At 68.4% G+C, this 14,007-nt stretch carries 6 protein-coding genes; all 6 read right to left on the bottom strand.

Annotated elements, in window-relative coordinates; translation table 11 throughout:
• Window positions 1-55: 55 nt before the first annotated feature.
• Window positions 56-2,167: an elongation factor G gene (gene fusA / locus KIK06_RS26870; RefSeq protein WP_026127588.1), complete on the bottom strand. Its 2,112-nt coding sequence runs from the start codon at window positions 2,165-2,167 to the stop codon at window positions 56-58.
• A gap of 39 nt (window positions 2,168-2,206) precedes the next feature.
• Entirely contained in the window at window positions 2,207-2,677 is a 471-nt protein-coding gene (rpsG, locus tag KIK06_RS26865) for a 30S ribosomal protein S7 (protein WP_017598533.1), read from the bottom strand.
• 2 nt (window positions 2,678-2,679) lie between these two features.
• On the bottom strand, window positions 2,680-3,051 hold the full coding sequence (gene rpsL / locus KIK06_RS26860) for a 30S ribosomal protein S12 (protein WP_014912437.1): 372 nt from the start codon (window positions 3,049-3,051) through the stop codon (window positions 2,680-2,682).
• 480 nt (window positions 3,052-3,531) lie between these two features.
• A complete protein-coding gene (locus tag KIK06_RS26855) occupies window positions 3,532-6,474 on the bottom strand; it encodes a hypothetical protein (protein ID WP_268645591.1) in 2,943 nt (980 codons plus the stop codon).
• A 140-nt stretch (window positions 6,475-6,614) separates the two neighbouring features.
• Entirely contained in the window at window positions 6,615-10,493 is a 3,879-nt protein-coding gene (locus KIK06_RS26850; RefSeq protein WP_268645590.1) for a DNA-directed RNA polymerase subunit beta', read from the bottom strand.
• Window positions 10,494-10,527: 34 nt separating this feature from the next.
• A complete protein-coding gene (gene rpoB, locus KIK06_RS26845; protein ID WP_017598529.1) occupies window positions 10,528-13,995 on the bottom strand; it encodes a DNA-directed RNA polymerase subunit beta in 3,468 nt (1,155 codons plus the stop codon).
• Between the last annotated feature and the right edge of the window lie 12 nt (window positions 13,996-14,007).

Genomic DNA, 14,007 nt, shown 5'->3' with positions numbered 1-14,007 from the left:
TCTGGTGCCCGTTCCCGCGGCCGCGGGAACGGGCTGGTTACGTGTCCGCGAGCGATTACTCGCCGCGAACCTTCGCCACAATTTCTTGGGCGACAGCGGACGGAACCTCCGCGTAGGAGTCGAACACCATCGAGTAGTTGGCTCGACCCTGCGTGCGGCTACGCAGGTCACCCACGTAGCCGAACATCTCGGAGAGAGGAACCTGGGCCTTGACGACGCGGACGCCGGAACGCTCGTCCATGGACTGAATCTGTCCACGGCGGGAGTTCAGGTCACCGATGACGTCACCCATGTAGTCCTCCGGAGTGGTGACCTCGACGGCCATGACCGGCTCCAGGAGCGTGGGCTTCGCGAGCTTGACGGCCTCCTTGAAGGCCATCGAGCCGGCGGTCTTGAAGGCCATCTCGGAGGAGTCGACCTCGTGGTACTGACCGTCCGTCAGCGTCACCTTGATGCCGACCAGCGGGTAGTGCGCGAGCACGCCCAGCTCGGCGGCCTCCTGGCAACCCGCGTCGACCGACGGGATGTACTCCCGCGGGATGCGGCCACCGGTGACCGAGTTGACGAACTCGTAGCCGGACGCGTCGCCGCTCTCGGTCTCGAGGGGCTCGAGGTTGATCTTGACCTTGGCGAACTGACCCGAACCACCGGTCTGCTTCTTGTGGGTGTACACGTGCCCCTCGACCTTCTTGCGAATGGTCTCGCGGTACGCCACCTGCGGCTTGCCGATGTTCGCCTCGACCTTGAACTCGTCACGCATGCGGTTGACGAGCACCTCGAGGTGCAGCTCACCCATGCCGGAGATCACGGTCTGACCGGTCTGCTCGTCCGAGGCCACCTGGAAGGAGGGGTCCTCGTCGGCCAGACGCTGGATCGCGATGCCCAGCTTCTCCTGGTCGCTCTTGGTCTTGGGCTCGATGGCCACCTCGATGACCGGAGCCGGGAACGACATGGACTCCAGAACGATCGGAGCCGACTGGTCGCACAGCGTCTCGCCGGTCGTGGTGTCCTTCAGACCCATGACGGCGACGATGTCGCCGGCGCCGGCCTGGGAGATCTCCTCACGCTTGTTGGAGTGCATGCGGTAGATCTTGCCGATGCGCTCCTTGCGGCCCTTGAGGCTGTTGAGCACCTGGGTGCCCTGCTCCAGGACGCCGGAGTAGACGCGCACGTAGGTCAGCTTGCCCAGGTGCGGGTCGCTCATGATCTTGAAGACCAGGGCGGACATGGGCTCGTCGACGCTCGGCTTGCGGGCGAGCTTGGTCTCCTCGCTCTCGTCCTTGGGGTCGTGGCCCTCGATGGCCTCGACGTCCAGGGGCGAGGGGAGGTAGTCCGTGACCGCGTCGAGCAGGGGCTGGACGCCCTTGTTCTTGAACGCGGTGCCGCACAGCACCGGCACGGCGGTACCGGCGATGGTGGCGCGACGGATCGCGGGAACGAGCTGCTCCACGGTGGGCTCCTGGCCCTCCAGGTACAGCTCCATGATCTCGTCGTCGGCCTCGGCCAGCGTCTCGATGAACTGGTCGCGCGCCTCGCGGGCGGCGTCCGCGTGGGTGTCGGGGATGTCGATCGTGTCGTACATCTCGCCCAGCGCGGCCTCTTCGTTCCAGACGTAGGCCTTCATCCGGACGAGGTCGATGACGCCCTTGAAGTCGCTCTCGGCGCCGATGTTGAGCTGGATCGGCATCGCGTTCGCGCCCAGGCGCTCGCGGAACATGTCCACGCAGCGCTGGAACTCGGCGCCGATCTTGTCCATCTTGTTGACGAAGCAGATGCGCGGAACGCCGTAGCGGTCAGCCTGACGCCAGACCTGCTCCGACTGGGGCTCCACGCCCTCCTTGGCGTCGAACACGGCGACCGCACCGTCGAGGACACGCAGCGAACGCTCGACCTCGACCGTGAAGTCGACGTGGCCGGGCGTGTCGATGATGTTGATGGTGTGGTCGGCCCAGTGGGTGGTGGTAGCAGCCGAGGTAATGGTGATACCCCGCTCCTGCTCCTCCTTCATCCAGTCCATCGTGGCGGCGCCGTCGTGGACCTCACCCACCTTGTGGGTGACACCGGTGTAGTACAGGATGCGCTCGGTCGTCGTGGTTTTACCCGCGTCGATGTGGGCCATGATGCCGATGTTTCGCACCTTGGCCAGGTCAAGCAAAGTCTTAGCCATGAGGCTCGTCGTCCCTCGGTCTGTTCCGATCCAGCCGCTTTACCAGCGGTAGTGAGCGAAGGCCTTGTTCGACTCGGCCATCTTGTGCGTGTCCTCACGCTTCTTGACGGCCGCGCCGAGACCGTTGCTGGCGTCGACCAGCTCGTTCATCAGACGCTCGGTCATGGTCTTCTCGCGACGCTGGCGCGAGTAGGAGACCAGCCAGCGCAGGGCCAGCGTGGTGGACCGGGAGGCGCGAACCTCGACCGGCACCTGGTAGGTCGCGCCACCGACGCGGCGGCTGCGGACCTCGAGCGCGGGCTTGACGTTGTCCAGGGCGCGCTTGAGAACGACGAGCGGGTCCTGGCCGGTCTTCTCGCGGGCGCCCTCCAGGGCGTCGTAGACGACGCGCTGGGCGATGGAGCGCTTGCCGTCGAGCAGCACCTTGTTGATCAGCTGCGTGACGAGCGGCGAGCCGTAGACCGGGTCGGTGATGAGCTGGCGCTTCGGCGCCGGGCCCTTGCGCGGCATGCTTACTTCTCCTTCTTGGCGCCGTAGTGGCTACGCGCCTGCTTGCGGCCCCGGACACCCTGGGTGTCGAGCGAGCCGCGGACAATTCGGTAGCGGACGCCCGGCAGGTCCTTCACACGACCACCACGGACCAGCACGATGCTGTGCTCCTGGAGGTTGTGACCGATGCCGGGAATGTAGGCAGTCACCTCGATGCCGCTGCTCAGCTTCACGCGAGCGACCTTGCGCAGAGCGGAGTTCGGCTTCTTCGGCGTAGTGGTGTAGACACGCGTGCACACACCACGACGCTGCGGACTCCCCTTCAGCGCCGGGGTCTTGTTCTTTGCGACCTTGTCCTGTCGGCCCTTACGGACCAGCTGCTGGATGGTGGGCACCGCGTCTCCGTCTTCCTCGTGACCTACGCCGGTTCTCGTAGCCGATATCGCTATTGACCTGCTGGATTTCCCGAACCTCCCCGACCCCCGATGTCGGGCGTGTCGCGCTCGTTCTCGCGCATGGCGAAGAGGAACACACCCGGCCGGAGGCCGTTGATGGAAGGGGGTTCACATGAGCGGCACGCCAGTGCCGAACCTCGGGAGGGTTCAAGCCGCTCCCGGTCGGGCGAAAGGCGCCGCACACACACGTGTGACCCGTCGACTCACGGGCACAATCACACAGGCTACCGCCCGCCGTGTACACGGTCAAAACGGTGTGCGACATGGCGAGTTTCGATCCTCGCGTAGCCGTGGGTCTCCTCTAGTCTACGCGCTTCGCGACTTGTTTCGTCCCAGGTTTGCGTGCTGGATGGGGATGTCGTCGCCCACACACGAGCGGCCGCCTTCCCCGGACCAGGTCCGGGGAAGGCGGCCGATGTGCTAACGGACGAGGAAGAAGGCGACGGAGATCACGGTGACCAGGATCCCGATCACCGCGAACACCGTTCCCGTGGTGATCAGGCCCAGACCGTCGAGCTGACCGTTCGACCCGCGGATCGCCCGCCTGGCCTTCGGTCCGGTGACGAACAGCGCCACGGCCGCGGTGGCCAGACCGATCCCGGGCAGCAGGGAGGCCAGGCCGAGCCACAGGGTGACCAGCGCCCCCCGATCGGTGTCGGCGAGGTACTCGATGCTGTCGTAACCGGGGTAGGCGTCGCCCACCTCACCGCCGGGAGGACGGTCATCGAAGCCGGGGAAGTCGCTCGCGATCGGGTCACGCCGCCGCCGCTGCCTCGGCTGGTCCACCGGCATTCCGTAGTCGGCCGGGGTGAATCCGTCGTCGTACTCGGACTCCGCGTCCGGCCCCTGCGGATCAGCCGTCTCCTCCGGAGCGGGACCCAGGTCCGAGGGCATCCCCGGGGCGGCGGCGCGGGGATCGTCGTCGTAGCCCTCCGCCGGGTCCTCGTCGTATCCGACGTCGTGGTACCGGGAGTCGTAGGACTGCTCGGCGTACCCGTCGTCCGCGTAGCGGGGATCGTCACCGTCCCCGTAGTCGTCGTACCCCCCGTCGCCGTACGCGGGAGCCCCGTACCGGTCGGCGCCCGGCTCGGGGTCGTCGAAGGAGAGGGCGTCGAACATCTGGGTGGCGCCGCCCGGCTGCTGCTCCGCGTCGCGGACGTTCCCCTCGTCCTGGAAGCGGGCCCTGGACTGCATGTCGGCGATCGTTCCGAGCGGGTCGTCGGAGCCGGGGACGGCCGCGGAGGGGGCACCGTCGTCCGGCCCCTCGGGCTCACCGCCCCAGTCCCGGTACTCGGGTCGGGCGGGGCCGTTCTCCCGGCGGCGCCGCTCGGCCTCACGCACCGAGTCGGGCAGGCGGGCGTCATCGCGGTCGAACACCCAGGTGTTGCCGGTGCCGCCACCGGGCGGGTTCTGCTCGAGGGGCGCCGGAGCGGGCGAGAGCTCGTCGTCGTAACCGTCCGTGGACGGGCCGGTCCACGGCTCGGCGGGCCGCGTGCCGCTCCAGGTGTCGCCTCCGTCCCGGGCGGGCGCCCAGGTGTCCAGGTCGTCGGTGCGCTCGTCCCAGGTCCGGGGAGCACCGAGGCCGCCGGAACGCGCGTCCGCGCCCCAGGACTCGGAGCCGAGTTCGTCGTCGGCCCAGGAGTCCGGGCGAGGGGCCAGGGGGTCCGGGCCGTCCGCCGGGGGCATCGGGGACCGGGCCCCGAGTCCGTCGTCGGCCGGTGCCTCGGGGGTCCAGGGCTCGTTGGCCGGAGGGGTGCCGGGGGACCACGCCTCGTTGACGCGGTCGAGGGCGGGGCCGGGGTTCCACTGCGCGTCGCCGGGCTCGGGGGACCACGGCATGTCGGTGGAGCCGCCACGGGGCTCGTCGAACGACGGGGCGGGGGTTTCCGGGGAGAGCGTGGTGGCGCTCGGAGTCCAGGGCTCGTCGGCACCCGGTGCGGCGGACTCGGAAGACCACGGAGCGTCCGTGGAGGAGGTCTCCCCGCCCCAGGACTCGTCGGCACGCGCGGGCTCAGGCGCCCACGGCCGGTCGCCAGCGGCACCGGCCGAGGGAGCGGCGGGCTCGGCCGACAGCGGATCCGTGGTCGCGGCGGCACCCGGTGACCAGGGCGCGTCGTCCTCGTCGCTCACGTCACCGGCGCCCCACGGCGCGTCGGTCGAGGGGGACTCGGGGCCGGAGGACCACGGCCGCCCGGTGGCACCGCCCAGGGGCTCGTCGAACGACGGCCCGGCGGGCTCGGGGAACGGCGCGGCCGAGGGAGCGGCGTCGTTCGGGGACCACTGCGCGTCACCCGGCACGCTGTCGGACCCCGGAGACCACGCCCCGTCGGCGTGAGCGGCCTCGGAGGACCACAGGTCATCATCCCGGTCACCCGGGTCACCGGCGCCCCACGGCGCGTCGGTCGAGGGGGACTCGGGGCCGGAGGACCACGGCTGCCCGGTGGCACCGCCCACGGGTTCGTCGAACGACGGCCCGGCGGCACCCGGCGACCACGACTCGTCGCCCTCGCCGCTCACGTCACCGGTGCCCCACGGCTCACCGACCGAGGGAGCGGTGGACTCGAAAGACCCCGGTTCGTCCGCGGAACCGTCACGGGGCTCGTCGAACGACGGTCCGGCGGGCTCAGGGGCCCACGGCCGGTCGTCAGAATGGCCGGCGCCCCATGGCGCGTCATCCACGGGAGTGGCGGAGTCGGACGACGCCGAAGAAGAGGGAAGGGACGGGCCCGGGCCCCACGGCTCCTGCGCGCGGGCGGGCTCGGAGGACCACGGATCATCGCTCCGGTCACCGAGGTCACCGGCGGCCCAGGGCTCATCGCCGGAGGAGGACGCGGAATCAGGGGTCCCCGGTTCGTCCGCGGAACCGTCACGGGGCTCGTCGAACGACGGTCCGGCGGACTCAGGGGCCCACGCGGTACCGGCCCCCGGTTCCGCCGGCCAGGTGCCCGTCGACGCGCCGCCGGGGACGGAGTCCGTCTCCGGGGGCAGCGGCACCTCCGCGCTCGCGGCGATCCCCGGGAAACTCGGCTCGTTCTCCGGCTCGGGCTCCCCCGGGACGCGGGTCAGCGGCTCGTACGCCGAGGCGCCCGCGCCGGGGTAGGAGAGCGCCCCGGGTGTCGGCGGGGCCGGAGAGGTCGACCCCGGCGGGCCGCCCAGCGCCTCCGGATACGGCTCGACCATCGGGGGCCGCGACGTGCTCAGCCCCGCGTAGCCCCCGCTGTCCGGGAAGACCGTGTCGCCGGTCTCACCGTCCTCCATCGGGTCCTGGTACTCCGACTGCGTGCGGTAGCGGTTCTCGCTCGGCTTGAACCACGAGTCCGCCTCGCGCGCGCCCGAGTCCCGTCCGCCCCCGTTTTCAGTCACTGTGCGCCTGCTCTCCCGACAGCGCCGAAGCGCCCTCTCCCCGTCCACACCGCGATGTGCGGACCGACCACGTCGAACGGCGGCGGCACCACCCCCCTGAGGAGGTGGTGGACCGCCGCCGTCCGTTCAGTCAACCGCTCTTACCGGTTGTAGGGCCCGAAGTCGTACTCCTCCAGCGGGACGGCCTCGCCCGACCCCTGCCCGAAGGTGTACTCGCTGGGCTCCTCGTATCCGGAGACCGAGTACATCGAGGCCTTGGCCTCCTCGGTCGGCTCCACCCGGATGTTGCGGTACTGCGGAATACCGGTACCGGCCGGGATGAGCTTACCGATGATGACGTTCTCCTTGAGGCCGAGGAGCGGGTCGCTCTTGCCGTGGATCGCGTTCTCGGTGAGCACCCGGGTGGTCTCCTGGAAGGAGGCCGCCGACAGCCAGGACTCCGTGGCCAGCGAGGCCTTGGTGATGCCGAGCAGCACCGGGCGTCCGGCCGCGGGCTGTCCGCCCTCGGAGACGACGCGGCGGTTGATCCGCTCGAACTTCGGCCGCTCGACCATCTCACCCGGCAGCAGCTCGGTGTCACCCGACTCGAGGATGTTCACCCGCTTGAGCATCTGGCGGACGATGATCTCGATGTGCTTGTCGTGGATGGACACACCCTGCGACTTGTAGACCTCCTGGACCTCCGACACGAGGTGCTGCTGCACCGCGCGCGGCCCCTGGATGCGGAGGACCTCGTGCGGGTTGATCGCACCCTGGATCAGCTGCTGTCCGACCGACACGTGGTCGTCGTCGCTGACCAGGAGCTGGGCGCGCATCGGCACCGGGTAGGCGATCTCGTCCGAGCCGTCGTCCGGGATGACGACGATCTTACGGCTCTTCTCCGTGTCGTCGATCCGGATCCGGCCCTCCACCTCGGAGATCGGGGCCACACCCTTGGGGATGCGGGCCTCGAAGAGCTCCTGGACACGGGGCAGACCGTGGGTGATGTCCTGACCGGCCGAACCACCCATGTGGAAGGTCCGCATGGTCAGCTGGGTACCGGGCTCACCGATGGACTGGGCCGCGATGATACCGATCGCCTCACCGACGTCCACCGGCTTGCCGGTCGCCATGGAGCGGCCGTAGCAGGTGGAGCACACGCCGATCTTCGCCTCACAGGTGAGCGACGAGCGGATGCGCACGCGGGTGATGCCCGCCTCGACCAGCTTGTCGATGTTCTGCTCGGAGGTGTCGGCCAGCGCGGGCAGGACGACGTTGCCGTCCGCGTCCACGGCGGGCTCGGCGAGGGTACGGCCGAAACCGGTGTTCTCGACGTTGTGCTTGCGCACGACGGCGCCGGAGGCGGTCTTCTCACCGATCTCGTGCCAGAGCGAGCGGTCAGTCTCACAGTCGACCTCGCGGACGATGACGTCCTGCGCGACGTCCACCAGACGACGGGTCAGGTAACCCGAGTCGGCGGTACGCAGGGCGGTGTCGGCCAGACCCTTGCGCTGACCGTGCGTGGAGATGAAGTACTCCAGGACGGACAGGCCCTCGCGGTAGGAGGACTTGATCGGGCGCGGGATCGTCTCACCCTTGGTGTTGGAGACCAGACCGCGGATACCGGCGATCTGACGCACCTGCATCGGGTTACCACGGGCACCGGACTGGACCATCATCCACACCGGGTTGTCGGCGGGGAAGTTGTCCTCCATGTTCCGGGCGACCTCGGCGGTGGCCTGGGTCCACACCTCGGTGAGCTCCTGACGGCGCTCGTCGTCGGTGATGAGACCACGGTCGTACTCGCGCTGGATCTTGTCGGCCTTGCGCTCGTAGCCCTCGAGGATCTCCGTCTTGGCCGGAGGCGCGACGACGTCCTCGATGCCGATGGTCAGACCGGACCGGGTGGCCCAGCGGTAACCGGCGTCCTTCAGGGCGTCCAGGGTCGTGGCGACCTGGACCTTGGGGTAGTTCTCGGCCAGGTCGTTGACCAGGGCCGAGACCTGCTTCTTGCCCACCTGGAAGTTGACGTACGGGTAGTCGACCGGGGTGGCCTCGTTGAAGAGGTACCGGCCCAGCGTCGTCTCCAGGACGTAGACGTCGCCCTGCTGCCAGCCCTCCGGCGGGGTCCAGTCCTTGGGCGCGGGAGCGCCGTCGGCGATCCGCAGGCGGATCTTGGCCTGGAGGTCGAGGTCGCCCAGGTCGTAGGCCATGATCGCCTCGGCCGGGGAGCGGAACGCCCGCCCCTCGCCCCGGGCGCCGGAGCGCTCCGTCGTCAGGTAGTACAGACCGATGATCATGTCCTGGGTGGGCATGGTCACGGGCTTGCCGTCGGACGGCTTGAGGATGTTGTTCGTGGCCAGCATCAGCAGCCGCGCCTCGGCCTGGGCCTCGGCGGACAGCGGCAGGTGCACGGCCATCTGGTCACCGTCGAAGTCGGCGTTGAACGCCGTGCAGACCAGCGGGTGGATCTGGATGGCCTTGCCCTCGACCAGCTGCGGCTCGAAGGCCTGGATGCCCAGGCGGTGCAGCGTCGGAGCGCGGTTGAGCAGCACCGGGTGCTCGGTGATGACCTCTTCGAGGACGTCCCACACGACCGGGCGGGACCGCTCCACCATGCGCTTGGCGCTCTTGATGTTCTGCGCGTGGTTCAGGTCGACCAGGCGCTTCATCACGAACGGCTTGAACAGCTCCAGCGCCATCTGCTTGGGCAGACCGCACTGGTGCAGCTTCAGCTGCGGGCCGACGACGATGACCGAACGGCCGGAGTAGTCGACGCGCTTACCGAGCAGGTTCTGACGGAAGCGGCCCTGCTTGCCCTTGAGCATGTCGGACAGCGACTTGAGCGGACGGTTGCCCGGCCCGGTGACCGGACGGCCGCGGCGGCCGTTGTCGAACAGGGCGTCGACGGCCTCCTGGAGCATCCGCTTCTCGTTGTTGACGATGATCTCGGGCGCGCCGAGGTCGAGCAGTCGCTTGAGGCGGTTGTTCCGGTTGATCACCCGGCGGTACAGGTCGTTGAGGTCGGAGGTCGCGAAGCGGCCACCGTCCAGCTGCACCATCGGACGCAGGTCCGGCGGGATGACCGGGATGCAGTCGAGCACCATGCCCATGGGGCTGTTGGTGGTGTTGAGGAACGCCGAGACGACCTTGAGCCGCTTGAGGGCGCGGGCCTTCTTCTGGCCCTTGCCGGTGCGGATGGTCTCGCGGAGCTTCTCCGCCTCCTGGTCCAGCTCGAAGTTGGAGAGCCGGTCCTGGATGGCCTGGGCGCCCATGCCGCCGCGGAAGTACTTCCCGAAGCGGTCCCGCATCTCGCGGTAGAGCATCTCGTCGCCCTCGAGGTCCTGGACCTTGAGGTTCTTGAAGCGGTTCCAGACCTCGTCGAGGCGGTCGATCTCACGCTGGGCGCGGTCGCGCAGCTGGCGCATCTCGCGCTCGGCGCCCTCGCGCACCTTGCGGCGGGCGTCGCCCTTGGCACCCTGCTCCTCGAGCTCGGCCAGGTCGGCCTCGAGCTTGCGGTGGCGCTCCTCGATGGTGGAGTCGCGGCGCTGCTCCAGGTGCTGCTTCTCGACCGAGATCCGCGCCTCCAGGGACTGGAGGTCGCGCTCACGGGCCTCGGTGTCCACCCAGGTGACCATGTAGGCGGCGAAGTAGATGATCTTCTCGAGATCCTTCGGCGCCAGGTCCAGCAGGTAGCCCAGGCGGGAGGGCACGCCCTTGAAGTACCAGATGTGCGTGACGGGCGCGGCCAGCTCGATGTGGCCCATCCGCTCACGGCGCACCTTGGCGCGGGTCACCTCGACGCCGCAGCGCTCACAGATGATGCCCTTGAAGCGGACGCGCTTGTACTTACCGCAGTAGCACTCCCAGTCCCGGGTCGGACCGAAGATCTTCTCGCAGAAGAGTCCGTCCTTCTCCGGCTTGAGGGTCCGGTAGTTGATGGTTTCGGGCTTCTTGACCTCGCCGTGCGACCACTGGCGGATGTCGTCGGCCGTCGCGAGGCCAATGCGCAGCTCGTCGAAGAAGTTGACGTCGAGCACTTAATTCGTCCCCTGCTCTCGAAGATCGCGGAAGTTAGACCTCTTCGACACTGCTCGGCTCACGCCGACCCAGGTCGATTCCCAGCTCTTCCGCAGCGCGGAAGACGTCCTCGTCGCTGTCCCGCATCTCGATGGACATACCGTCACTGGACAGCACCTCCACGTTCAGACAGAGCGACTGCATCTCCTTGATGAGCACCTTGAAGGACTCAGGGATGCCCGGCTCGGGGATGTTCTCGCCCTTGACGATGGCCTCGTAGACCTTGACCCGGCCCACCACGTCGTCGGACTTGATGGTGAGCAGCTCCTGGAGCGCGTAGGCGGCGCCGTAGGCCTCCAGCGCCCAGACCTCCATCTCACCGAAGCGCTGACCGCCGAACTGCGCCTTACCGCCCAGCGGCTGCTGGGTGATCATCGAGTACGGGCCGGTGGAGCGCGCGTGGATCTTGTCGTCCACGAGGTGGTGGAGCTTCAGGATGTACTTGTAGCCGACGGAGATCGGCTCGGCGAACGGCTCACCGGTGCGGCCGTCGAACAGCCGCGCCTTGCCGTCCTCGTTGATCAGGCGGTTGCCGTCCTTGTTGGGGCGGACCGACTGGATCAGGCCGCTGAGCTCGTCGCCGTGCAGGCCGTCGAAGACCGGGGTGGCCACGTTGGAGCCCGGCTCGGACTCGGAGGCCCCGATGTCGTGGAGCGACTGCTTCCACGGTTCGTCGAGCCCCTCGACCGACCAGCCGTTCTTGGCCAGCCAGCCCAGGTGGACCTCCAACACCTGGCCGACGTTCATTCGGCCGGGGACGCCCAGCGGGTTGAGGATGATGTCGACCGGCGTGCCGTCCTCCAGGAAGGGCATGTCCTCCTGGGGCAGGATCTTGGCGATGACGCCCTTGTTGCCGTGGCGGCCGGCGAGCTTGTCACCGTCGGTGATCTTGCGCTTCTGGGCGACGTAGACGCGGACCATCTCGTTGACGCCCGGGGCGAGCTCGTCGCCGTCCTCGCGGCTGAACACGCGGACGCCGATGACCTTGCCGGTCTCACCGTGCGGCACCTTCAGGGAGGTGTCGCGGACCTCGCGGGCCTTCTCACCGAAGATGGCGCGCAGCAGGCGCTCCTCCGGGGTCAGCTCGGTCTCACCCTTGGGGGTCACCTTGCCGACGAGGATGTCGCCGTCGACGACCTCGGCGCCGATGCGGATGATGCCCCGGTCGTCGAGGTCGGCCAGGACCTCCTCGCTGACGTTGGGGATCTCGCGGGTGATCTCCTCCGGGCCCAGCTTGGTGTCACGGGCGTCGACCTCGTGCTCCTCGATGTGGATCGAGGAGAGGACGTCGTCCTGCACCAGACGCTGGGAGAGGATGATCGCGTCCTCGTAGTTGTGGCCCTCCCAGGACATGTACGCCACGAGCAGGTTCTTGCCCAGCGACATCTCACCCTGGTCGGTGGACGGGCCGTCCGCCAGGACCTGGGACTCCTCGACCCGCTGGCCCTCCTGCACGATCGGCCGCTGGTTGAAGCAGGTGCCCTGGTTGGAGCGCTGGAACTTGCCCAGGCGGTAGGTCTTGCGGGTGCCGTCGTCGGCCATCACGGTGACGTAGTCGGCCGTGACGTCCTCGACCACACCGGCCTTCTCCGCGAGGATGACCTCACCGGCGTCGGTGGCGGCCCGGTACTCCATGCCGGTGCCGACGTAGGGCGCCTCGGCGCGCAGCAGCGGCACCGCCTGGCGCTGCATGTTGGAACCCATGAGCGCGCGGTTGGCGTCGTCGTGCTCCAGGAACGGGATCATGGCGGTGGCGACCGACACCATCTGGCGCGGCGACACGTCCATGTAGTCGACCTCGTCCGAGCGGACCTGCTCGAACTCCTCGCCCTTGCGGCGCACCAGGACGTGGGACTCGGCGAAGGTGCCGTCCGGGTTGATCGGCGTGTTGGCCTGGCCGATGACGTACCGGTCCTCCTCGTCCGCGGTGAGGTAGTCGACCTGGTCGGTGATGCGACCGTCGACCACGCGGCGGTACGGGGTCTCGACGAACCCGAAGGAGTTGACGCGGCCGTAGGCGGCGAGGGAGCCGATCAGACCGATGTTGGGACCCTCAGGGGTCTCGATCGGGCACATGCGGCCGTAGTGGGAGGCGTGGACGTCACGGACCTCGAAGCCCGCGCGCTCACGGGACAGACCGCCCGGCCCCAGCGCCGAGAGGCGGCGCTTGTGGGTCAGACCCGCCAGCGGGTTGGTCTGGTCCATGAACTGGGACAGCTGCGAGGTGCCGAAGAACTCCTTGATGGAGGCCACGACGGGGCGGATGTTGATCAGGGTCTGCGGCGTGATCGCCTCGACGTCCTGGGTGGTCATCCGCTCGCGGACGACGCGCTCCATGCGGGCCAGGCCCAGGCGGACCTGGTTCTGGATGAGCTCGCCGACCGTGCGCAGGCGCCGGTTGCCGAAGTGGTCGATGTCGTCGGTCTCGACGGGGCGGACACCGATGGCCGTCTCGCGCTCGACCTCACCCGCGTGCAGGCGCACGAGGTAGTCGATGGTGGAGACGATGTCCTCTTCGGTGAGGGTGCCCTGGGTGTAGTCGGTCTCCAGACCGAGCTTCTTGTTGATCTTGTAGCGGCCGACCTTGGCGAGGTCGTAGCGCTTGGGGTTGAAGTAGAGGTTCTCCAACAGCGCCTGGGCCGACTCCTTCGTGGGCGGCTCCCCCGGACGCAGCTTGCGGTAGATGTCCAGCAGCGCGTCGTCGGTGCCCGCGGTCGGGTCCTTCTCCAGCGTGTTGCGGATGGACTCGTACTGGCCGAAGCGCTCGAGGATCTGGTCGGTGGTCCAGCCCAGCGCCTTGAGCAGGACGGTGACGCCCTGCTTGCGCTTGCGGTCGATACGCACACCGACGAAGTCGCGCTTGTCGACCTCGAACTCCAGCCAGGCGCCGCGGGACGGGATGACCTTGCAGCCGAAGAGGTCCTTGTCCGAGCTCTTGTCGACCGACCGGTCGAAGTACACGCCCGGGGAGCGGACCAGCTGGGACACGACGACGCGCTCGGTGCCGTTGATGATGAAGGTGCCCTTGACGGTCATGAGCGGGAAGTCGCCCATGAACACCGTCTGGCTCTTGATCTCACCGGTGTCGTTGTTGATGAACTCCGCCGTGACGAACATCGGGGCGGAGAAGGTCATGTCCTTGTCCTTGCACTCCTCTTCGGAGTACTTGGGCGGCTCGAACCGATGGTCGCGGAACGACAGCGACATCGTGCCCGAGAAGTCCTCGATCGGACTGATCTCCTCGAAGATCTCTTCGAGACCGGACTGCTCCGGAACGTCCTTGCGGCCAGCGTTTCGGGCCGTCTCGACCCGGGTCTTCCACTTCTCGTTGCCCAGCAGCCAGTCGAACGACTCGGTCTGCAGGGCGAGCAGGTTCGGGACCTCGAGGGGTTCCTGAATACGGGCGAACGAAACGCGGTGCGGACCAAGGGCGTTAGCGGAGGCGTTGCGCGAGGCTGCCAACAGGGGTCCTTC

It is taken from the genome of Nocardiopsis sp. EMB25 (assembly GCF_026797795.1).
In the GTDB taxonomy this organism is placed as follows: Bacteria; Actinomycetota; Actinomycetes; order Streptosporangiales; family Streptosporangiaceae; genus Nocardiopsis; species Nocardiopsis lucentensis.
This window is presented reverse-complemented; position numbering and strand designations above follow the sequence as displayed.